We start from the raw sequence: 23,800 nt of genomic DNA on the forward strand, positions 1-23,800 counted from the left end.
ATTTTTATAAAGGAGTAGATATTATGCACATGGGAGATGCCTTAGTTTCAGGGGCAGTAGGTGGAACTATGTTGGTAGCAACAGCAGCTGTTGCTACATATAGTGTAAAAAAAATAAATAGTGATATGGATGAAAAAAAGATTCCATTAATGGGTGTAATGGGAGCTTTTGTTTTTGCGGCTCAAATGATTAATTTTACAATACCAGGCACAGGATCAAGCGGACATATTGGAGGCGGAATTTTACTTTCTATTTTATTAGGACCTTATGCTGGATTTTTAACAATGGCAGCTATACTGCTCATTCAGGCGCTTTTCTTTGCTGATGGTGGATTACTAGCTTATGGATGTAATGTCTTTAATATGGGATTTTATGCATGTTTTATTGCATATCCATTTATTTATAAGTTTATTAATAGAAAAGGAATAAGTACAAAAAGAATATTTGCTGGTTCAGTTCTAGCATCTATAATAGGACTTCAGCTAGGGGCATTTAGTGTTGTTTTAGAAACATTGTTATCAGGAAAAACTGAATTGCCATTTACTACCTTTGTATTATTAATGCAACCAATACATCTTGCAATTGGATTTATTGAGGGGCTTGTAACTGCAGCAGTAGTAACTTTTGTATGGAAAGCAAGACCAGAAATTTTAGAAAAATCTTCAGATGGAGAAGCTTATGGAAATATATCTATGAAAAGGGTATTAGGTGGATTAATAATTGCAGTATTAATTGTTGGAGGAATGTTATCTTGGTTTGCATCAGCTAATCCAGATGGATTAGAGTGGTCTATGGAGAAAACCGCTGGAACTACAGAATTAGATTCGCCAGGAGGAGTACATGATACATTATCAAATATTCAAGAAAAGACTGCATTTCTTCCAGATTATAGTTTTAAGTCACAAAGTGATAATGAAGAAGAATGGCCAGCAGTTAGTGTAGGGACAAGTATTTCGGGAATTATAGGTGGAGCATTAACATTAGGACTAGCTCTTTTAATAGGGTTTGGAGTTAAGTTTATAAAGGGAAAAAGAAAAAAAGTTAATGTTCATTAAGCTTTAGGCAAGGCAAATTCTTTGCCTTGCCTTTAAATTTTAAGTAAAGGTTTGATAATAAATGGCTAATATAATGAACTCAATTTACGAAATTAATACCTTAGATGATTTAGCAAAGAAAGATACAATAATTCATTGTATTCATCCATTAGTAAAATTAATAACTACATTTTTGTATTTAATATGTGTAGTATCATTTAATAAATATGAAATTAGTGGATTAATACCTTTTGTATTTTATCCCATTCTTATTACTTCTTTAGGAGAAATACCATTAGCTCCAATATTAAAAAGAGTTTTAATAGCAGCACCATTTATACTAGGAGTAGGAGTTATAAATTTATTTTATGATAAAACTCCAATGAATGTAGCAGGAATAATAATTAATAGTGGATGGATAACTTTCTTATCTTTATCTATAAAAATTTTGCTTACAGTTGTAGTAAGTATTTTACTTATAGCTACTACGGGAATGGAAAATTTAGCTTGTGCATTAAGAATGATAAAAGTACCAAAGATATTTGTAATGCAAATTTTATTAACATATAGATATATTTCAGTTTTAGTTGAAGAAGCATCAAGAATGATGAAAGCATACTATTTAAGAGCACCAGGCCAAAAAGGAGTTAAAATGAAAGATTTAGGCTCTTTTATAGGACAGATGCTTTTACGTACCTATGATAGAGCTCAAAGGGTATATGAAGCAATGAAGTTAAGAGGATTTAATGGAGAATATAATAGTACTGCTTCTTTAAAAATTAAATTATCAGATTATTTATATTTAACTATTTGGTGTTTATTTTTCATAGTAGCAAGAAATTTTAATATACCTATTTTAATAGGAAATTTATTTTCAGGAGTGATCGGATAAATGATTCATCATAAACTACAGGTAAGAAATTTAACTTTTTCTTATCCAGATGGACAAGAAGCAATTAAAAACATGTCTTTTGATATAATGCCTGGTGAATCTGTTGGAATTATAGGAGCAAATGGGGCTGGAAAATCTACTTTACTTATGCTCTTAATGGGTATATTAACCAGTAAAAATGGTGAAATAATAGTAGGGGAAGAGAAATTAAATAAAAAAACATTAAGTAAAATAAGAGAAAAGTTAGGTATGGTATTTCAAGATCCAGATGATCAATTATTTATGACAACTGTATATGATGATGTGGCATTTGGTCCAAGAAACTATAATTTGCAAGAGGACGAAGTTGAAAGAAGAGTTATGAAAGCATTAAATTTAGTAGGAATTCCACATTTAAAGGATAGAGCACCTTTTAAATTATCTGGTGGAGAGAAAAGATGTGCAGCTATAGCTTCTGTATTATCTATGAAACCGGATATATTAATAATGGATGAACCCACATCAGCTTTGGACCCTAAGTCAAGGCGAAACTTAATAAATATGCTTAATAAATTTGAACATACCAAATTAATTACTAGTCATGATTTAGATATGGTTTTAGATACATGTAATAGAATTATAGTAATAAAAAATGGGGAGATTATTGCTGATGGATCATCTAAGCAAATATTAAGAGATAGTGAGTTGCTTGATACATGTGGACTAGAAATTCCTTTATCTATTCAAAATTGTCCTATTTGTGGGAGAGGTAATAAGCAGTTTGTTAATAAATAGGGAGGGATTATGAAGATAGCAGTTATTGATGGACAAGGTGGCGGAATAGGAAAGGCAATTGTAGATAGGCTGAGGAGAACTTGCAATGAGGAGTTAGAAATAATAGCACTTGGAACCAATTCTTTAGCAACATCAATGATGTTAAAGGCTGGAGCTAACGAGGGAGCCACAGGTGAAAATGCAATAGTTTATAATTCTACAAGAGTAGATATGATATTAGGGAGTGTTGGAATAGTTTGTGCAAATTCTTTTTTAGGTGAATTAACACCTAAGATGGCAGAAGCAATAGCAGAAAGTTCTGTAAAAAAGGTACTTATTCCTTTAAATAAATGTAATGTACTAGTTGTAGGCATAGAAAATAAATCGCTACCACATTATATTGAAGATGTAGTTGAAATAGTTAAAAATTATGGAGGTAGATAATATGTGTGAGGCTAATGTTTATTTAATTGATAGAGAGGGAAGAGAAAGATTATTACTTGAGTCAGTAGATAAAATTATACCTGGAGAAGAAGGAATTTTTTTAGAAAATATATTTAGTCAAAGAAAAACGATTAGAGCAAAAATTAAAGAGATGGAATTAGTTAATCATAAGATTATTTTAGAGGCTGAAAAATAAAGTAATTTATGCTATAATTTATACAAGTTTAATTTAGGAGGTATATTATGTCAATTAAAATGTTACATACTTGTATAAGAGTAATGGATTTAGAAAAATCACTAGAGTTCTATAAGAATGCTTTAGGACTTGTAGAAACGAGAAGAAAAGATTTTCCAGAGCATAAATTTACATTAGTTTATTTATCAGATGTACCAGGTGGTTATGAAGTAGAGCTTACTTATAACTATAATCCAGAAGTTCCTTATGATTTAGGAAATGGATTTAGTCATATTGCTATAGCTCATGATAATATTGAGTCTTTAAGAGAAAAGCACAGTGAAATGGGATATGAAGTTACTGATTTAAAGGGGCTTCCAGGAGAAAAACCTCATTATTACTTTGTAACTGATCCAGATGGATATAAGGTTGAAGTTATAAGAGGATAATTACTTTAAGAAGTAAGGGGGATATAGAAATTCTTTAGGAGTTTGTATAAGTTTCTTTACTTCTTATTTTTTTAGGTATTTTAATTTTGAAATTAAAATATTTCAGAATACAGTGGAATAAGTGTATTAGTAGGAAAAGTTAAATGTAATGAATATTCCTAGTATTAAGTGAATTTTTAATAAGCAAAGGAGAAAATAATGGATTGGTATTGTGCAGTATGGAATAGTGATAGTGTAAGTAGTGCAGTTGGAGCACAGGTTTTATATGAAATGTTATGTGAAGGAGATAGTTCTTTAGTTGGAGATATAAGCTTAATAGATGAATTTTATGAAGATTTAATTGATAAAAAGCTTAATATTGAAATTGCTAAGGGAAAAGGATTTGTAATAATTGGATGTATGCTTGAAGATGCTGAATATTTAAATGACATAATATCTGAAATGGCAAAATCACATGGATTATCATATTTTGAACCACAAAATATGACTTATATTTTTTAAGTATAAATTTATTTCTTATATATAACATCAATTTTCACATAAATGTAAATTGATGTTTTTGTTATTATATTTAATTTTAATTTACGTACAAGTTTTTGTCTAACCTAAATAATAGAAGTTTATATTTAGTGATTTTTTATAATATAAAGAAAAATAATATAAAATATAAGTAGTATACTATTAAAAATAGATATGAAAGGTAATACAATATGGAAGAAATAAAAAAGAGAACTATTAGAGGCAAGGAAGATAAAGATGAAAGATTTTTTTCAAGTAAGGAGATAGAAAGATTAAGGCATGCACAAGAAGAAGTAGTTTGGTTGCTTAATAGAAATTATCCTATTAGTAATATAATTGATTTTGTAGGGGGAAGGTATCAATTTTCAACAAGACAACGCATGGCAATTAGAAGGGCAAGTTGCTCAATCAAGGATTTAGAAGTGAGACGAGATAAGGAGATAAGTGTGTCTAGTTTAAAGGGAAAAACTATTAATATAGATGCATTTAATTTTATTATTTCTCTTGAGGTGGCATTATCTAAGGGATTATTAATAAAGTGTATGGATGGAGCTATAAGAGATTTAGCAGGACTAAGAGGTACTTATAGATTAATTGATAAAACATATGGTGTATTAGAAATCTTAGGAAAAGCTTTTAGAAGTCTAGAATTAGAATGTGTTAACTTTTATATAGATGCCCCTGTTTCTAATTCAGGAAATCTTAAAGCTGCAATTTATGAAGCTGCTGAGAAGTGGGAAGTTAATGTAAATGTTGATATAGTTATTAATCCTGATGTTATACTTGAAAAGAGTAATTACGTTGTAAGTAGTGATTCTATTATTTTAGATAAATGTGATGGTTGGATTAATTTAGTTAGTTATATTATTAAAGAATATATTGATAATGCTTGGGTTATTAATTTAGAAAAATATAATAGTGAAAAGAGAAATTGATTAATAATATTTTGATATTAGATAAAAGGTTAGAAGTACAAGTGTATTTTTAACTTTTTTTATTTAATAATATTGATATATAATAAGATAATAGAGTTGATAAAATTTAAGAGAGAGTGATGAACATATGCCAGTATATCAATTAAGTGATGAAATAATGTTTCCAAATCCTGATTTAGCAGAAGAAGATGGATTATTAGCAGTAGGTGGAGATTTAAGTTTTGAAAGACTTATCTTAGCTTATTGCAATGGTATTTTTCCATGGTACAGTGAAGGTGAACCAATTTTATGGTGGTGTCCAAAGCCGAGATTTATAATAAAGCCAAGTGAGATTAATATATCAAAATCAATGAAAAGAGTGTTTAATAAAGGTGAGTTTAAGGTTACTTTTGATAAAGATTTTAATGAGGTAATAAAAAACTGTAAAGAACTTAGGGAAAATAAAGAAGGAACATGGATAACTAATGAAATAATGGAAGCGTATATCAACTTACATAAAAAAGGTTTTGCCACAAGTGTTGAGGTATATAAAGATCAAGAACTTGTAGGAGGACTTTATGGTGTTAAGATAGGAAAGTGTTTCTTTGGAGAAAGTATGTTTTCAAAGAAAAGTAATGCGTCTAAAGTAGCTTTAATAAGTATTTGTAAAAAGCTTGAGGAAGAGGGATATATTTTTCTAGATTGTCAAATGCACACAAACCATTTAGAAAGTATGGGTGGAAAGTTTGTTAGTTGGAAAGAATTTAAGGTAATGTTAAAGGAAGGACTAGCTTTATAAATAAAAAATATTAATTTAAAGATAAGGAGATATTCTTAGTAATATCTCCTTATTATATATAAATGGTTCTATTTAAATAATTGAATTATTTAACATATAGTCTTTCCAATCTCCGTTGGGAATGTAGATTGCTTCAGTATCAAAAAGTTTATCCCTATCTTTATTATAAAAGTATACATAACATAGTTCATTTTGGTTATTTTCAATATTTTCAACTTCTAAAAGCATTTTATGGTATTCATTTTCAGAATTTCCTTCACTTATAAAGCCCTCCATTTTATCAAGTGCCTTCATAGTAGAATCATAATCCTCTTTATTAATGACCATTATTTCACCTAATACATAATCTTCACCTGGAACTATTGCAGGATAACCTTTATAGGGCATATGATATAATTTAACATTATGTAATTTTCCTTGTTTTTTCTTAAAAATCTTTCCGGCTAAAAACTTATTATAATTATAAAATCCTTCTCTTAAGCTTCCGTAAACAAAAAAATTAATATTTTTCATTAGTAATTTTCACCACCTATTTTCTAGAAAAAAATATCTGAGGATTATTCATAGTTTCCCACAAGGTATATGGGTTGATACTGAAAAAATTATACTAAATAGTATTTTAACTGTAAATAATAAAATGGGTATATTGGAATTATATATAGTGAAGTTTATGATATATGTAAATTATAAATGAAACAGTATTGAGGAGGAGATTATAAATTAAAAAATAAGTGATAATTGTAATATAAAAGATTTAATTTTAAGTGTAAATAATAAAGAATGTTAATATTATAAAAATAGTAATAAAAAAGAAAATCTGTATCAAGATATTTCTTTGATACAGATTTTTTTACTATCTATTTAGATATTCTTCCATAATATTTTTAACCATAGGAATTGGAATGCTACTTCCACCTCTATCTTTAACATCTTCTATAATTGTTGCAATAGCTAATTTTGAACTAGTAGTATCTACTGCAACAAACCATCCATTTTCAGTTCCGTTAGTATCATCTTGAGATGATTTAATTTCAGCAGTTCCAGTTTTAGCAGCTATATTATATCCGTCAATTTTCATTTCATATGCATGACCATCTTCATCATTTACCATAGCAGAAAAATCTTCAATTAAAGTTTGAAGGTTTTCAGGCTTAATAGCAGATTCTTTCCAAATAGAAGCAGTACTATTATCAGATAAAACTAATCTAGGAGTCATAATATTACCATTGTTAGCTAAAGCGCTATATGCTAAGGCCATATTTAAAGGAGTAACCATTAATTCACCTTGACCATAACCTGTATCAGCAAGTAAAATTTCAGAATTTAAACTTCCATCGTTAGAAATACTAGAATCAGTCATTGGATATTCGAAAGTCATTTCTTCACCTATACCAAATCCTTTTATACCACTAATTAAATCATCGCTACCGATCTTTAATGCAGCTTGGGCAAAGTAAATATTATCAGAGTGTTTAGCGGCTTCTCTTAATGAAACTGGACTAACATTTTCTACCCTAGTTATTTTATAATTACCCCAACTTGAATCTTTTTGCCATGTTAATCCATTAATTTCTATAGATTCATCAGGGTTAATTTTTCCAGTATTTAAGCCAATTGCAGCTGTTATTAGTTTCATAGTAGAGCCAGGGGCATATGTTTTACTGAATCTATTTACAGTATCAGTGTAATTATTTGCTTCTCTTTCTGCAGCTTTAGTTTTAGTGACATAAGTTGTAAACATATTAGAATCATATGATGGAGAGCTTACTAAAGCTAAAACTTCACCAGAAATAGGATCAACAGCTGTTACAGCTCCTTTTTCTCCATTTAACTGTGTATAGGAATTATTTTGTAAAGTTGAATCTATTGTAAGTTTAATATCTTCGCCATTAATAACTTCTTTTTTTAATATACTTATTTCATCAGAGCCTCTTTTAATGTAAATTTCAGCTCCATCTTCACCGCGTAAAGTATCTTCATAAACAGATTCGATTCCAGCCTTACCAATTAAACTTGTTGAAGTATAACTATAGTCATTTTTATTTTCCAATTCTTCAGCAGTAATTGCTCCAACGTAACCAATTAATCTTCCGAATGCTTCTCCACCATAGTAAACTCTTGAAGTTTTAGTATTAATAAGAATTCCTTCTTCATTTCTATTAGTAAGAGTTTGGAGTTTTTCATCGGTAGTAGTTATACTAACTATTGGAACAAAAAGCTCAGGATCGGTATTTGCATCTAACTTGCTTATAATAGTATCTTCACTAATATCTAATGTATTTGCTAGTTCTGTAATTTTAGAATTACGATTTTCATTATTAAATTTAGATGGATGAATTCCAACTACTGAAATTGTACCATCTTCAGCTAAAATATTACCATCTCTATCTAATATCTTACCTCTAGAATGATTTGTGGTTCTAACATAAACTTTATCATCCTTTATCATATTAGGGAAAATCAAACTTTCATCCCAATTAATTAGATAGTTGTCCTCTTCTTTATAAATATCTACGTCAAAATTTGTTAAATTTAACTCACCAGCGATAGTTGTTGCTTTTAAAGTAAATGAGGCAGTATAGTAATTATCTTTTTTTTCAAGATCCTTATTTAAGGAAATATCTAAATTGTCTAAGTTAATTGCCGAGTAGATAGTTTTATATCTATTAACAAAGGTTTCCTCATTAATTGATTCCTTAGATTCTTTTGTTAACATGGAATACATTCCAGAAAAATCACTTTTAAGCCATTTTTCAACATAGGAATTAAAAGCTTCATTATATTTACTTGTTTTTGAGCAACCTAATGAAAATATTATTACTATAATTAATGATAAAAGTAAAAGTAACTTATTTAGGTTTTTCATAATCATCCTCCTTTGATTGTTTAATATACTTTATTATACTATTTTAAGGAAAACATTCCAAATAAAATAATAAGTTAGCAATTTTATAATTATTTATGAATAATAGAATTTAAATATAAAATGTATTGATAAATTTTTAGTATATATATATAATCATCATATCGAAAAAAATAGATATGAGGTGTTGTAATGGAGAATAAATATGAAGCCAATTCTAAGGTATTTAAAGCTTTTTGTGATGAAAATAGATTGATGATTCTTGAGATTCTTCAAAGTGGAGAAAAATGCGCATGTCATTTATTGAAAAAAATAAATATCAGTCAATCCACTTTATCACATCATATGAAAATATTATGTGAATCTGGAGTAGTTAAAAATAGAAAAGAAGGTAAATGGACTTATTATTCAATAAGTAATGAGGGCTGTGAATATGCATTTAGCTTATTGAAGATATTAACGAAGGTACATAGTAACGAAAATGTGGATAATTCAAAATGTAAAAATTAAATAAAAAATATATTAAAAATATATTAAAAATAAATAAGATTAAATTAGTAAAGGATGATTGGAATGAAGAAAAAAGTAGCTTTTATTTGTGTTCACAATTCTTGTAGATCACAAATGGCAGAAGCATTAGGAAAAATTTATGGTAATGAAGAGTTTGAATGTTATTCAGCAGGAACTGAAACAAAACCAATGATTAATCAGCAAGCAGTTAAGATAATAAAAGATTTATATAAAGTTGACATGAATAAAACACAAAAGTCTAAATTGTTAAGTGATATCCCTAAAGTAGATATAGTGATAAAAATGGGATGTAATGTTGTATGTCCATATCTATATGCAGAACATATTGAAGATTGGGGCTTAGAAGATCCTACGGGAAAAAGTGATGAAGAGTTTATAAAGGTAGCTAAAGCAATAGAAGAAAAGGTAAAAGAATTAGCAAAAAAGATTAAGAATAACGAAATTTAAAAAGAAAAATTTTATAATACGAGATTATTATAAAGTAGTAAATTTTGAGAAAGATTTGCGGATGGAGATAATATGAAAAAAATAGACTTAACTAGGGGAAAAGTCATATCAGTTATAGCTGCACTAGCATTACCTATAATGGGTAGTTCATTATTACAATTTACATATAATTTAATTGATATGATATGGGTAGGAAGGCTTGGAAGTAATGCTGTAGCAAGTATTGGTTCTTCAAGTTTGTATATTAATATTGGTAATGCTTTAAATTCTTTAGTTGTTATTGGAACAGGAATTAAAGTTGCACATGCAATTGGTAGAAAAAATGAGAATGAAATAAAGGAATATATAAATTCAGGAATAGTAATAAATATAATTATTGGTACTGTTTTTGGGTTAATTCTAATCTTTTTAGGAAAAGGATTTATAGAATTTTTAAATTTGAATAATAGTGAAGTAGAAAGTAATGCTTATTATTATTTAGCTTTAAATGCTCCTATTTTATTTTTTGCTTTTTTTAATATGATGTATACAAGAATATTGGGGAGTTTTGGTAATAATAAGTTAGCTCTGAAGATAAATGGAGTTGGAGTTATTTTAAATATAATTCTTGATCCTGTATGTATCTATGTTTTAAATTTTGGTGTCATTGGTGCAGGGGTTAGTACTTTAATAGCTAATGTTATAATGTTTATTTTATTTAGAATAAATACAAATGGGATACTTAATTATAGGTATGATTTAAAGGTTGATTTTGAAAAGATAAAAGAAATAATAAGGCTTGGTTTTCCAATGGCATTTCAAAGAATTTTATTTACAATTATAAATATTATCTTAGCTAAGATTATAGCGATGTTTGGATCAGAAGCGATTGCTGCACAAAAAATTGGAGTTCAAATAGAGTCTATCGCTTATATGATAATTGGAGGATTAAATGGTGCTGTTGCAAGTTTTACTGGTCAAAATTTTGGAGCAGGAAAATCAAACAGAATAAGGGAAGGATATAGAAGTGCATTAGTAGTGGGAATAAGTTATGCAATAGTTATGGCAGGAGTATTTTTATTGCTTAATAGGCCATTAATTAGGTTATTTATAAGTGATGAATCAACAATTTTAATTGCATCAGCTTATTTAAAAGCAGTAGCTTTTTCACAAGTTTTTAGTGCTATTGAAATGATATCAAATGGAATGTTTACAGGTATAGGAAAACCTAATATTCCTGCAACTATTAGTATTGTGTTTACAAGTCTTAGAATTCCTCTTGCTCTAGTATTAATTAAACCTTTTGGGATAAGTGGAATTTGGATTAGTATTTGTATATCTAGTATTTTAAAAGGAATATGTTCTTACTTTATTTATGAAACTAAGATTAGAAAGATTTTATAGAGAATATATGTTTTTAGGAAAGTATGATATAATTAGTTAAAATTCCAAATGAAAAAGGAGCAAATATGAGTAAAGTGTTAGTATTGGCAGAAAAGCCATCAGTAGGAAGAGACTTAGCAAAGGTTTTAAAATGTAATAATAATAAGGGTTCATATATAGAAGGAAGTAAATATATTGTAACTTGGGCTATGGGTCATTTAGTTGGACTTATGGATCCAGAAGGTTATGATAATAAATATAAAGAATGGAAGATGGAAACTCTTCCTATGTTACCAAAATACATGAAGTTAGTAGTATTAAAGAAAACTGGAAAGCAATTCAACGAAGTTAAGAAACTTATGAATAGAAATGATGTTAGCGAAATAGTAATTGCTACAGATGCTGGAAGAGAAGGGGAACTTGTTGCTAGATGGACTATTGAAAAAGCAGGGGTTAAGAAGCCACTTAAAAGATTATGGATTTCATCTCAAACTGATAAAGCTATTTTAGATGGATTTAGAAATTTAAAAGATGGTAAAGAATATGAAAATCTATATAGAGCAGCCGTTTGTAGAGCTGAAGCTGATTGGCTAGTTGGACTTAATGTAACAAGAGCTTTAACTTGTAAGTATAATGCACAATTATCTGCTGGGAGAGTTCAATCTCCAACACTTGCAATGATAGTTCAAAGAGAAGAGGAAATAAGAAACTTTAAGCCTAAGCCATATTATACGATAAATGCAAAAACTAAAGGTTATAGTTTAGCGTGGGTAAATAAAGATAATAATGGTAGAATATTTGATGAAGATTTTGCAAATAAAATTGTTTCTAAAATAAAAGGAGCAGAAGGTGAAATAGCAAATATTATTTCAACAAATAAAAAGAAGTTTGCACCTGCTTTATATGATTTAACCGAATTGCAAAGGGATGCTAATAAGATTTTTGGATATTCAGCAAAGCAAACATTAAATATAATGCAAAGATTATATGAAAATCATAAAATATTGACTTATCCAAGAACAGATTCAAGATATGTTACTACAGACATAGTAGCGACTATTCCTGATAGACTTAAAGCTGTTGCAATTGGTGAATACAGAAGTATTGCTGATGATTTATTAAAAACAAAGATAAATGCTCATAAAGGTTTTGTAGATAATTCTAAGGTTAGTGATCACCATGCAATTATTCCAACTGAAGAAAAGCCTAATCTTTCTAACTTAAGTTCGGAAGAAAGAAAAATATATGATTTAGTTGTTAAAAGGTTTTTAAGTGTACTATTACCACCTTTTGAATATATACAAACTACAATTGAAGGAAAAATTGAAAATGAAAAATTTATAGCTAAGGGAAAGGTAATATTATCAAAAGGCTGGAAAAAGCTTTATGATAAATTGGAAGATGACTCAAGTGAAGAGGATATTAAAGAACAAGTATTGCCTAAATTAAGTAAAGGGAATAAATTTGTTGTAGAAAATGTTTCTTTAAATAAAGGAGAAACTAAACCTCCAGCAAGATTTAATGAAGGTACACTTTTATCTGCAATGGAAAATCCTCATAAGTATATAAATGTAGGAAAAGAAGCAGATAAGACTTTAGGGGAAACTGGAGGCTTAGGAACAGTTGCAACTAGAGCTGATATTATTGAAAAATTATTTAATTCATTTGTTATTGAAAAGAAAGGTAAAGAAATCGTACCTACATCTAAAGGAAAGCAACTTATTGAATTAGTACCAACTGAATTAAAAACACCTTTACTTACTGCAAAGTGGGAAAGTCAATTAGATGAAATTGCAAAAGGTAAAAGAGATTGGAATGGATTTATTAGGGAAATGAAAAATTATTCTATTGCTTTAGTAGAAGATGTTAAGGGCGGAAATAGTAAATTCGTACATGATAATAAAACAGGAAAAAAATGTCCTAATTGTGGCAAATATCTTTTAGAAGTTAAAGGTAAAAATGGAATAATGAATGTTTGTCAAGATAGAGAGTGTGGATATAGAGAAAATGTTGCTAGGCTAACAAATGCTAGATGTCCTGAGTGTAAGAAAAAATTAGAAATTAGAGGGCAAGGAGAAGGTAAAATTTACGTTTGCACAGGGGCAAATTGTAATTTTAGAGAAAAAGCATCTTCTTTTGAAAAGAGATTTGATAAAAAGGGAAAAGTGGATAAGAGAGAAACTCAAAGAATTATGGCTAAAATGAAGAAAGAAGCAGAAAAAGAAGCTATAGAGGATAATCCATTTGCAGCTTTATTAGGAAATATGAAGTTTGATGAAAAATAGTATAAAATAGTATATTGAAGTGTATTGAAAAGCAAGATTAGGAATAATTTTGCTTTTTAATGCTATAATATAAATAGTAAATGAAGTTTTTCTGAAAGAAGCGTAAAAAATATATGTAAAAAATGGAGAAAATCCTAATCTTACTTGCTATTGGAAAGTAGACATAATATAATTAATGTTGAAACAAAAAGAATAGAAGGGGGAAAACCATGAAAAAAGGACATACAAAAGGTAGAAGTACTATATTATTTATTCTTACCTTAATTGTTATAGTTGTATTTGCCTTTGCAGGTGCTAGAGGCGTTGAAATAGCAGGATGGGAATTTAAGTCATTCAATAAAGCTATTACTAAGGGGCTTGATCTACAAGGTGGAGTTTCTGTGTTAATGGAGATACAGGATGAAGATGTAACAAAAGAGGACTTAGAAAAGACAAGACAACTTATCGGTTTAAGAGTTAATAAGCTTGGTGTTGCTGAAACTTCAGTGACAGTGGAAGGTGACAGAAGGGTAAGAGTTGAAATTCCAGGTGAATACGATTCAAAAGATTTAGTTGATAGTTTATCTAAGACTGGTAATTTGACTTTTAAAGATGAAGATGGAAACGAAGTGTTAAGTGGTTCAGATGTAGAAGAGGCAGGAACTATGCTTGATTCTACAAGTAATGCTCCAGTTGTAACTTTAAAGTTAACTGATGAAGGAACAAAAAAGTTTGCTGAAGCAACTGAAAACAACCTTAATAAGAAGATTTATATTTACATGGATGATGAAGAAATTTCTGCTCCAACAGTTGATAGTGTAATTACTGGTGGAAATGCTATTATCAAGGGAAGTAGTTCTATAGATGAAGCTAAGAATTTGGCAGGATTAATTAATGCAGGAGCTCTTCCAGTAACAGTAAAAGCTATACAAATTGAAAATGTAGGAGCACAATTAGGTGCGGAAGCACTTCCAAATGCAGTTAAGGCTGGACTTATAGGAATAGCAATTATATTTTTATTTATGATTCTTTATTATAGGATTCCAGGAGTTATTGCATGTATTGCATTAACGTTATATGTATGCTTAACATTATTAGTATTTGTTGAAGCTGATGTTGCATTAACACTTCCAGGAATTGCAGCCTTCTTGTTAACAGTTGGTATGGCAGTTGATGCAAATGTACTTATATTTGAAAGAGTTAGAGAAGAGTTAAAAAATGGTATGTCTGTTAAATCTGCGGTTGAAAAAGGATTTAGCAATGCATTGTCATCAATCGTTGACTCTAATATAACAACTATTATTGCAGCATTAGTACTTTATTTTATGGGTACAGGTAGTGTAAAAGGATTTGCTGTTACATTAATGATAGGTATAGCAGTAAGTATGTTTACAGCTATAGTTGTAACAAAGACATTAATGAAATGGGCTGTTAACATGGGAATGTTAAAGTCTAATTGGCAGTTTAGAGTAAAGAGGGGGTAATGAGATATGTTTAAGATAGTAGAAAAGTCAAAAATTTGGTTTTCAATATCCCTTGCAATTATATTAATTGGTGTAGTTTTAATGTGTACTAGAGGATTAAACTTTGGTATAGATTTTAAAGGTGGTACTAAGTTAGTAGTTGAGCTTGGTGATAATTTTGATAAGGTAGAAGTTGATAATATAGTAAAAGAGTATGCTTCTGATGCAGTAACAAAAACTGTTGAAGGTACTCAATATGAAATTAAATCAACTGAATTAGATGAAACAAAAACTGCAGAATTATTTGATGCTCTTAAAGAAAAGTATACTTTAGATGATTCAGCATTAGTTTCTGAAACTCAAATTGGGCCATCAGTTGGTAAAGAACTTAGTAGAAATGCGATAATTGCAGTATTAGTAGCATGCGTAGCTATGTTAGTTTATATAGCAATTAGATTTGAATTTACATTTGGTGTTGCTGCAATTGGAGCTTTAATACATGATGTATTAATAACTTTATCTGTGTATGCAATATTTGATATTCCAGTTAATAGCTCATTTATAGCAGCTATGTTAACTATTGTAGGGTATTCTATAAATGATACTATAGTTGTATTCGATAGAATAAGAGAAAATAATCATAGTATGAGAAGAAGTAATCCAGCAGAAATCGCTAATAAAAGTATTAATAAAACTTTAGCTAGATCTATTAATACATCATTAACTACATTAATTATTATTGGTGCAGTAAATGTATTTGTCCCTACAGTTAGAGAGTTTTCATTCCCATTATTAATAGGTATAGCAGCAGGAGCTTATTCATCAATATTTATTGCTTCACCTATTTGGGTAATATTAAAGAATAAAATGAATAAGAAAAAGTCAGTAAAGACTGCATAATACAAAAATAACTGCTCATTTGAGTAGTTATTTTTTTGAGATAAATAATTTTTAAAAGTATTAATATTAATTTATAAATATATATAATGAGATTTAAATATATAATTAAATTATAAAGAAATTAAAATTTGAAGAGTAATATTAATTTGGACATGCAAAATATATGATATAATGACATAAAATAGTAGCAAGATGTAGGAATGAAAAGCTTTTATATAACAAATAATTAGGTAGAATTAAAAAAAATCAGAAAAATCTTATAAAATGCCATTCTTTTTAAGAAAACATTTGTAATATAGATAAAATTACATTATAATATAAATGTTTTCTTATTAATGTGGAGGAGTTTGTCATGCGTAAGTTTTGGGAAAGTATATATAGTCCAAATTACATAAGTGGATATAATCCCTTTATACTTAAAGATATGAATAAAGCAATAGAACGTATGGTATCAGCAATTAATAATAGAAAAAAAATTGTTGTTTATGGGATACCTAATGTAGATGGATTATGTGCTATTTCATCCCTTATACTGGTTTTGAAATATTTAAATGCAGATATTGAATACGTAGTCCATGATGATTCTTCAGTAAAATCGAAGATTACTACAAAGGATATAATTAATAACGTGCATTTTTTAGGTGGAGAATTACTTATAGCCTTAGGAATAGATTTAAAATCAAGTGAAGAAGAAGAGCTTTGTAAAAATCTTGGTATAGATTTGATAGTTATAGAAAATAGAGACATAAATTATGAGTATGATCACATATACTTAAATCCTAATCAAAAAGGATGTCAATATAGATATAAAAATTTATCAATAAGTGGATTAACTTTTAAATTGATGCAAGCAATTGCAATTTATTATAATATTAAAAGTATTAATAAGTATTTGGATTTAATTTTAATAGGTGAAAAGTCGGCGAAGACTCCTAAAAAGGGTGAGAACTTCGTTATTATAAAAGAAGGAATGAAGTTTTTAATTAATACAAATAATTATGGTTTAAGGTCCATAATGGAAGCCTATAATATGATAAGCATAAATGAAGAAAGTATAGATAAAATTATAGATGTTATAACACCAACTATTAATGTTGTTACTATGACGGATAATGCTAGAATTATTATAGAGTTATTAATTACAAATAGAAAAGAAAGAGCAGAACAAATAACTAAGTATTTAAATAAGTCTAAGGAAAATGTATAATATAAATATAATAATTTTTGACTATAATAAATACAAGAATAAGTGAATATGGAGGATTTGTAATGGATCTAAAAAAAAGCATTAGAATAGTGGAAAACTTTCCAAAGCCAGGTATCAGCTTTAAGGATATTACAACTTTAATATCAGATGGAGAAGCATTTAAGTATTCAATAGATGCTATTGCTGAACATTTAAAAGATAAAAATGTTGATATTATATTAGGACCTGAAGCAAGAGGATTTATATTTGGAGTACCAGTTGCATATGCATTAGGGGTAGGTTTTATTCCAGTTAGAAAGAAAGGTAAATTGCCTTTTGAAACAATTTCTGTTAACTATGATTTAGAGTACGGAACTGACGTGTTAGAAATTCATAAAGATGCAATTAAAAAAGGGCAAAGAGTTGCTATAGTTGATGATTTACTTGCTACTGGCGGAACTATTGAAGCTGTAACAAGATTAGTAGAAGAAGCTGGTGGAGAAGTTGTAGCTTTAGATTTTGCTATTGAACTTACAGATTTAAAAGGAAGAGAAAAATTAAAGGGTTATGAAGTAATGTCATTAGTTCAATATGATATATAACTTATTGAAATACCTTAAATTTTAATATATAATTACTGTAAAGGTGGCTGGTTTATTTAACCAGCCATAAATTTTAAATAAAATTTTATAAATAATGGATATAATTAATTTCAATATAGTAGATTATTATTAAATTCTTTTTAGAATTAAATAATAAAATGTTTTATTTTAGAATATATAAAGGGAGGATCCTAATGGTTGAGGTATTGATACAAAAAATAAAAGAAAATTGTACTAATGTAGATTTAAATGTTGTCAATAAGGCATTTAACTTTGCTTTTGAAGCACATAAGGAGCAAAAGAGAGAATCGGGAGAACCATACATAATTCATCCAGTAGATGTTGCTATCATCTTAGCAGAATTAGGTATGGATACTAGTACCATAGTTGCAGGATTGCTCCATGATGTTATAGAAGATACTGATTATACATATGATGATATCAAAACAATATTTAGTGAAGAAGTGGCAAATTTAGTTAGTGGTGTAACTAAAATAACTAAAATGGAATATAAGTCTAAGGAAGAACAGCAAGCAGATAATTTTAGAAAAATGCTTTTGGCAATGGCTAATGATATTAGAGTAATTATTATAAAATTAGCAGATAGATTACATAATATGAGAACATTAAAATATATGCCAAAGGAGAAACAAAAAAGAATATCTAAGGAAACGTTAGATATATATGCTCCACTTGCACATAGATTAGGTATTTCTAAGGTTAAATGGGAACTAGAGGATTTATGTTTTAGATATCTACATGAAGAAGAATATTATGATTTAGTACATCAAATTTCTGAAAAAAGAGTAGAAAGAGAAACATATATATCTCAAATTATTGATGATTTATATAATAAGCTTGAAGAAGCTGGAATTGATTCAGATATTGATGGGCGTCCAAAGCATTTTTATAGCATTTATAGAAAAATGGTTACAAAAAATAAGAGTATAGAACAGATATTTGACTTAACTGCTATAAGAATACTTGTTAATTCAGTAAAGGATTGTTATGAAGTACTAGGGATAGTTCATACAATATATAAACCTATTCCAGGTAGATTTAAAGATTATATTGCAATGCCTAAGCCTAATATGTATCAATCATTACATACTACTGTAATAGGACCACAAGGTAAAACATTTGAAATTCAAATTAGAACTTTTGAAATGCACAAAACAGCTGAATATGGTATAGCAGCTCACTGGAAGTATAAAGAAGGTGATACTTCTGATACTAAAGAAAAATCATTTGAAAATAAGTTAGTATGGCTAAGAGATATGCTTGAATGGCAAAAAGAAACTTCAGATGCGGAAGAGTTTATGGAAGGATTTAAAATTAATCTTTTTACAGATGAAATTTTCTTATTTACACCTAAGGGAGTAGTAATAGATTTACCAAATGGAGCTACACCTATAGATTTTGCTTACAGAATACATACTGATATAGGGAATAAATGTGTTGGTGCAAAGGTAAATGGTAAAATAGTTCCACTTGATTATAAGTTAAAAACTGGTCAAATAGTTGAAATATTGACATCAAATAGTTCTAAAGGTCCTAACATGGATTGGCTTAATATTGCCAAGAGTAATCAAGCTAAGAGTAAAATTAGAGCTTGGTTTAAAAAGGCTAAGAAGGAAGAAAATATCACAAAAGGTAAGGAAGTATTTGAAAAAGAGCTTAAAAAGCAAGGAGTTCATTACGCTGATATTGCTAAAGGTGAATCTTACGATAAGTTTATAAAGAGATATAATATTAATTGTATGGATGATTTATATGCTTTAGTTGGACTTGGAGCAGTAGTAGCTTCAGCATTCATAGCTAAACTTAAGGAAGAAAATTTAGCAAAAGATGAAAAGGAAGAAATATTAAATAAGGCTATTGAAGAAAATATTCAAAAAAATGGGAAAAAGAAAAAAGAAAATAATTATGGTGTTACAGTTAAAGGTGTAGATAACTTAATGGTTAGATTTGCAAAGTGTTGTAATCCCGTTCCTGGTGATGATATTTTAGGGTATATAACTAAAGGTCGTGGGGTTTCAATTCATAGAAAGGACTGTAGCAATCTTAAGACTCTTATCAATGAGGATCCACAAAAAGTTGTAGATGTATCATGGGGTATATCTAAAGGTGTTGCCTATATGGCAGAAATTCAAGTTAAAACTGAAGATAAATCAGGTATACTTTCTGATGTTATGAATATTATTATGGATACAAAATTACCACTTAATGCTTTAAATGCAAAAAGTGCAAAGGGCAATTTAGCTTATATTAATATTAAAGTTAAAATTGATACTGTAGATCAATTAAAAGAATTAATGAGAAAAATAAGAAAATTACCTGGAGTAATGGATGTATATAGAATGAATAATTAGAGGTTGATATATAATGAGAGCAGTTGTACAAAGAGTAACATATTCTAATGTAAAAGTTGATGGATCTATTGTAGGTGAAATAAACAAAGGTTTTAATGTACTTATAGGTATTTCAAAAGAAGATACTGAAGAAGATATGAAATATATTAAAGATAAACTAATAAATCTTAGAGTTTTTGAAGATGAAAATGATAAAATGAATTTATCTTTGTTGGATGTAAAAGGTGAACTTCTTATAATATCTCAATTCACGTTATATGGTGATGCAAGAAAAGGAAGAAGGCCAAATTTTATGAATGCTTTAGGCGGGGATGATGCTAAGATTTTTTATGATAAGTTTATAGAAATGATGAAGGAAACGGGATTAAAAATAGAAACTGGAATTTTTGGTGCACACATGCAAGTTGATATTAAAAATGATGGTCCAGTGACTATATTACTTGATAGTAGCAAAGCTTTTTAAGTAAAGTTAATATAATTTGTGAGGTGAATTTATGATAATAAAAACTTACCCTTTAGGAGTATATGAAGAAAATATTTATGTTTTAGTAGATGAAAAGAGTAAAGATGCTTGCATAGTTGATCCAGGAGGTCACGGAAATATATTAATTAAAAATATTGAAGAGTTAAATTGTAATGTAAAATATATTCTTTTAACTCATGGGCATTTTGATCATGTAGAAGCCTTAAATGAAGTTGCTGAAAAGTTTAAAGCTCCTATATATATGAATGAAAATGAAGTTCATTTTATGGAAACTGATAAAACAGTTTTTGGTGAACTTCCAAAGGAATATAACATTGTTAAAGATGGAGATACTTTACCATTTGGCGATGATGTAATAAAATGTATTCATACACCAGGGCATACTAAGGGTGGAATGTGCTATCTTTATAAAGATGCTTTATTTACAGGTGATACTTTATTTAAAGGGTCAGTAGGGAGAAGTGATTTTATAGGTGGAGATTTTAATGAGCTTATTACATCAATTAAAACAAAATTAATGGTTTTAGATAATGATATAAAGGTTTATCCAGGGCATATGGACTCTTCCAATATAGGGTATGAAAGATTAAGAAATCCATTCCTACAAGATGAATTTGAGATTTTCTAAACAAAAGGAGATATTATGGAAGTAAAAATTAAATTAAATGACATGAAATACAGATATGATGTATATCAGATGTTTAATATTTATTTTCCATTAGATGAAATTAAATTTTTAGATGATGGAGATTATATTGTTAATATTTTAGAAGATAAGGTAGAGTTTAAGTGCAACGAGTACTATAATGAAACTAAAATATTTGAAAATATTAAAGAAGACATTAAAAGACTGGTATTTTCTTCATTAAAAGACATTACAAAAGAAGAATATCCTTGGGGGATTTTAGTTGGGATAAGACCTTCTAAAATAGCTCTTAAATATTTAGAAGAAGGAAAAACAGAAGAAGAAATTATTGAAATTTTTAAAACTAAGCATTTAGCAAATGAAGAAAAGGCAAAGTTATGCATAGAAATAGCTAAAGCGGAAGAGAAGTTTGTAAATAAAAACAGTAATAGTATTGCAATTTATATTGGTATGGCATTTTGTCCTACAAGATGTTTTTATTGTTCTTTTGCAGCAAATCCTATAATAGGGAATAAAAAGCTAGTGAGTCCATACTTAGAAGCATTAATTAGAGAAATTAAAGCAATGAAAAAGTATGTTAATGATAGAAAGCTTAATATAGAATCTGTATACTTTGGAGGTGGTACTCCGACAGCAGTAAACAATGAAGAGTTTGAAATTGTTATGAAAGAAGCTTACGAAGCTTTTGTTAAAGATAAAAATGTTAAAGAATTTACTGTTGAATGTGGAAGACCTGATAGTATTACAAGAGAAAAACTACAAACTATGTTAAATTATGATGTTACAAGAATTAGTATTAATCCTCAAACTATGAATGATGATACTTTAAAAATGATAGGAAGAGGACATAATTCAAATGAAGTTATAGAAAAGTTTAATTTAGCTAGAAGTATGGGGTTTAATGATATAAATATGGATATGATAATAGGTCTTCCAGGTGAAGGGATAAAGGAAGTCCTTCATACTAAAGAAGAAATATTAAAGCTTAAACCTGATAGTTTAACTGTTCATGGGCTTTCTTTAAAGAGAGCATCAATTCTTTATGAAAACTTTGTTCTTAAAAAAGGAATCCAAGTTAAGAAGCAAAATGAATTAGCTTTAATGTATGAAGAAAGTAGAAAATTAGCTAATGAATTAGGATTAAAACCTTATTATATGTACAGACAAAAAAATATGGTTGGAAATATGGAGAACTTAGGTTATTCTAGAAAAGGTGCAGAATGTATTTATAATATTGAAATGATAGAAGATAAGCAAACTATTATTGCTTTAGGTGCAGATGCAGTTTCAAAGGTTGTTTTCTTAGATGAAAATAGAATAGAAAGATTTGCAAATATCAAAGATGTTAGAGAATACGTAAGTAGAATAGAAGAAATGATAGAAGGTAAGATAAAGCTATTAGATAGCCTTTACCTAAAAGAGGAGGAATAATTAAATGGAAATGCAAGCTCCAAAAGGAACGAAGGATATGCTGCCACAAGATGCGTATAAATGGCATTTTGTTGAGAAAACATTTAGAGATGTAGCAAAATATTATGGGATGAGAGAAATTAGAACTCCTATGTTTGAACACACTGAATTGTTTGCAAGAGGTGTTGGAGATACTACTGATATAGTTCAAAAGGAAATGTATACTTTTAATGACAAAGGTAATAGAAGTATTACATTAAAGCCAGAAGGAACAGCAGGAGCAGGAAGAGCTTTTATAGAAAGTAGATTATTTAATGAAGCACAACCAACAAAACTTTATTATATAACTCCATGTTTTAGATATGAAAATGTTCAAAAAGGTAGATTTAGACAATTCCATCAATTTGGTACAGAAGTATATGGTTCAAAAGAGCCATCTATGGATGCAGAAGTAATTGCTTTAGCTATGCAAGTTTTAAAAACTTTAGGACTTCAAAGCTTAAGCTTAAATATAAACAATTTAGGATGTCCAAAGTGCAGACCAAATTATAATGAAGCATTAAAGAATTATTTAAAAGAAAATTACGATAATTTATGTCCGTTATGTCAATCAAGATTCGAGAAGAATCCAATGAGAATATTAGACTGTAAAGAAAGAAAATGTAATGAAATAACTAAAAATGCTCCAATAATACTTGATTATATGTGTGAAGAATGTGATACTCACTTTGATTCAGTTAAAAAGTATTTAACAGCATTAAATATTCCATTTACAGTTGATCCAGGAATAGTAAGAGGATTAGATTATTACACTAAAACAATATTTGAAATTTTAAATGATGAATTTACTGTTTGTGGTGGTGGAAGATATGATAAGCTTATAGAACAATTAGGTGGTCCAGAAATGCCAGCAGTTGGTTTTGGAATGGGGATAGAAAGACTTATCATGATTTTAGAAAAAGAAGGAATAGAAATTCCAAATGAAACTCTTTTTGATTTATACATAGGTGCTAGGGGTGATGATGCTAAATTTGAAGCCTTTACTTTAGCTAATAAGTTAAGAGAAGCTGGTATAAAGACAGAAGTAAATCATATGGGAAGAAGTGTAAAAGCAGAAATGAAATATGCCAATAAAATTGGTGCTGCATTTACTACAATTTTAGGTGATGACGAACTTCAAAATAAATCAATAAAGCTTAAGAGAATGAGCGATGGAGAACAGTTTGAAGTAAGTTTAGATAATATACAAGAGATAGCTAATGCTATCAAATAGTTAGGAGGAAGTTTACCA

The 23,800-nt window shown here is 28.5% G+C and carries 24 protein-coding genes; 22 read left to right on the plus strand and 2 right to left on the minus strand.

Annotation, left to right across the window (positions count from 1 at the left end; translation table 11 throughout):
• Positions 1–23 precede the first annotated feature (23 nt).
• The 9 genes from HCG70_RS03125 (at position 24) to aat (ending at position 5,979) form a co-directional block, all read left to right on the plus strand.
• Positions 24–1,055 (plus strand): energy-coupling factor ABC transporter permease, encoded by a 1,032-nt coding sequence (locus HCG70_RS03125; protein WP_042393981.1) that lies wholly within the window; start codon positions 24–26, stop codon positions 1,053–1,055.
• Between the two features lie 61 nt (positions 1,056–1,116).
• Positions 1,117–1,926, plus strand: a complete 810-nt coding sequence (gene cbiQ, locus HCG70_RS03130; protein WP_042393983.1) for a cobalt ECF transporter T component CbiQ — start codon at positions 1,117–1,119, stop codon at positions 1,924–1,926.
• Positions 1,927–2,700: an energy-coupling factor ABC transporter ATP-binding protein gene (locus tag HCG70_RS03135; RefSeq protein ID WP_042393987.1), complete on the plus strand. Its 774-nt coding sequence runs from the start codon at positions 1,927–1,929 to the stop codon at positions 2,698–2,700.
• A gap of 9 nt (positions 2,701–2,709) precedes the next feature.
• Entirely contained in the window at positions 2,710–3,123 is a 414-nt protein-coding gene (locus tag HCG70_RS03140; RefSeq protein WP_042393990.1) for a DUF3842 family protein, read from the plus strand.
• A gap of 1 nt (position 3,124) precedes the next feature.
• On the plus strand, positions 3,125–3,319 hold the full coding sequence (locus HCG70_RS03145) for a CooT family nickel-binding protein (protein WP_042393996.1): 195 nt from the start codon (positions 3,125–3,127) through the stop codon (positions 3,317–3,319).
• A gap of 47 nt (positions 3,320–3,366) precedes the next feature.
• Entirely contained in the window at positions 3,367–3,747 is a 381-nt protein-coding gene (locus HCG70_RS03150) for a VOC family protein (RefSeq protein ID WP_042393999.1), read from the plus strand.
• Between the two features lie 198 nt (positions 3,748–3,945).
• Positions 3,946–4,248: a hypothetical protein gene (locus HCG70_RS03155; protein ID WP_042394002.1), complete on the plus strand. Its 303-nt coding sequence runs from the start codon at positions 3,946–3,948 to the stop codon at positions 4,246–4,248.
• Between the two features lie 209 nt (positions 4,249–4,457).
• Positions 4,458–5,201, plus strand: a complete 744-nt coding sequence (locus tag HCG70_RS03160; RefSeq protein WP_042394005.1) for a DUF434 domain-containing protein — start codon at positions 4,458–4,460, stop codon at positions 5,199–5,201.
• Positions 5,202–5,328: 127 nt separating this feature from the next.
• On the plus strand, positions 5,329–5,979 hold the full coding sequence (aat, locus tag HCG70_RS03165; RefSeq protein WP_042394008.1) for a leucyl/phenylalanyl-tRNA--protein transferase: 651 nt from the start codon (positions 5,329–5,331) through the stop codon (positions 5,977–5,979).
• A gap of 72 nt (positions 5,980–6,051) precedes the next feature.
• Here the strand turns inward: aat and HCG70_RS03170 are convergent, their stop codons facing one another.
• Positions 6,052–6,492: a gamma-glutamylcyclotransferase family protein gene (locus tag HCG70_RS03170; protein ID WP_055275112.1), complete on the minus strand. Its 441-nt coding sequence runs from the start codon at positions 6,490–6,492 to the stop codon at positions 6,052–6,054.
• Between the two features lie 340 nt (positions 6,493–6,832).
• Positions 6,833–8,845: a penicillin-binding transpeptidase domain-containing protein gene (locus HCG70_RS03175; protein WP_042394012.1), complete on the minus strand. Its 2,013-nt coding sequence runs from the start codon at positions 8,843–8,845 to the stop codon at positions 6,833–6,835.
• Between the two features lie 189 nt (positions 8,846–9,034).
• Between HCG70_RS03175 and HCG70_RS03180 the strand changes: the two genes are divergently transcribed.
• The 13 genes from HCG70_RS03180 to hisS all read left to right on the plus strand — a co-directional run bounded on the left by HCG70_RS03180 (position 9,035) and on the right by hisS (position 23,782).
• On the plus strand, positions 9,035–9,352 hold the full coding sequence (locus HCG70_RS03180; protein ID WP_055277166.1) for a metalloregulator ArsR/SmtB family transcription factor: 318 nt from the start codon (positions 9,035–9,037) through the stop codon (positions 9,350–9,352).
• Positions 9,353–9,415: 63 nt separating this feature from the next.
• Positions 9,416–9,820, plus strand: a complete 405-nt coding sequence (locus HCG70_RS03185) for an ArsC family transcriptional regulator (RefSeq protein WP_042394015.1) — start codon at positions 9,416–9,418, stop codon at positions 9,818–9,820.
• A 72-nt stretch (positions 9,821–9,892) separates the two neighbouring features.
• The gene (locus HCG70_RS03190; RefSeq protein ID WP_154820697.1) at positions 9,893–11,203 is read left to right on the plus strand and encodes an MATE family efflux transporter; all 1,311 of its coding nucleotides are present in this window, start codon (positions 9,893–9,895) and stop codon (positions 11,201–11,203) included.
• A gap of 65 nt (positions 11,204–11,268) precedes the next feature.
• Positions 11,269–13,467, plus strand: a complete 2,199-nt coding sequence (locus HCG70_RS03195; protein WP_221697476.1) for a DNA topoisomerase III — start codon at positions 11,269–11,271, stop codon at positions 13,465–13,467.
• A gap of 209 nt (positions 13,468–13,676) precedes the next feature.
• Positions 13,677–14,930 carry a protein translocase subunit SecD gene (gene secD, locus HCG70_RS03200; protein WP_221697477.1) on the plus strand — a complete coding sequence of 418 codons (1,254 nt, stop codon included), beginning with the start codon at positions 13,677–13,679 and terminating at the stop codon, positions 14,928–14,930.
• A 6-nt stretch (positions 14,931–14,936) separates the two neighbouring features.
• On the plus strand, positions 14,937–15,809 hold the full coding sequence (gene secF, locus HCG70_RS03205) for a protein translocase subunit SecF (protein ID WP_042394025.1): 873 nt from the start codon (positions 14,937–14,939) through the stop codon (positions 15,807–15,809).
• Between the two features lie 352 nt (positions 15,810–16,161).
• A complete protein-coding gene (locus HCG70_RS03210) occupies positions 16,162–17,016 on the plus strand; it encodes a DHH family phosphoesterase (RefSeq protein ID WP_055277170.1) in 855 nt (284 codons plus the stop codon).
• A 62-nt stretch (positions 17,017–17,078) separates the two neighbouring features.
• Positions 17,079–17,597, plus strand: coding sequence for an adenine phosphoribosyltransferase (locus tag HCG70_RS03215; RefSeq protein ID WP_042394031.1), 519 nt, complete (start codon positions 17,079–17,081; stop codon positions 17,595–17,597).
• A gap of 194 nt (positions 17,598–17,791) precedes the next feature.
• Positions 17,792–19,969, plus strand: a complete 2,178-nt coding sequence (locus HCG70_RS03220; protein WP_042394036.1) for a bifunctional (p)ppGpp synthetase/guanosine-3',5'-bis(diphosphate) 3'-pyrophosphohydrolase — start codon at positions 17,792–17,794, stop codon at positions 19,967–19,969.
• Positions 19,970–19,982: 13 nt separating this feature from the next.
• Positions 19,983–20,432, plus strand: coding sequence for a D-aminoacyl-tRNA deacylase (dtd, locus tag HCG70_RS03225; RefSeq protein WP_042394038.1), 450 nt, complete (start codon positions 19,983–19,985; stop codon positions 20,430–20,432).
• 31 nt (positions 20,433–20,463) lie between these two features.
• The gene (locus tag HCG70_RS03230) at positions 20,464–21,081 is read left to right on the plus strand and encodes an MBL fold metallo-hydrolase (protein WP_042394041.1); all 618 of its coding nucleotides are present in this window, start codon (positions 20,464–20,466) and stop codon (positions 21,079–21,081) included.
• Positions 21,082–21,096: 15 nt separating this feature from the next.
• Complete coding sequence (locus HCG70_RS03235) at positions 21,097–22,530, plus strand: coproporphyrinogen III oxidase (protein ID WP_042394044.1); 1,434 nt, start codon at positions 21,097–21,099, stop codon at positions 22,528–22,530.
• Between the two features lie 4 nt (positions 22,531–22,534).
• Complete coding sequence (hisS, locus tag HCG70_RS03240; RefSeq protein WP_042394045.1) at positions 22,535–23,782, plus strand: histidine--tRNA ligase; 1,248 nt, start codon at positions 22,535–22,537, stop codon at positions 23,780–23,782.
• Positions 23,783–23,800: the final 18 nt, after the last annotated feature.

It is taken from the genome of Clostridium sp. K04 (assembly GCF_019734375.1).
GTDB classification, from domain to species: domain Bacteria; phylum Bacillota; class Clostridia; order Clostridiales; family Clostridiaceae; genus Clostridium; species Clostridium saudiense.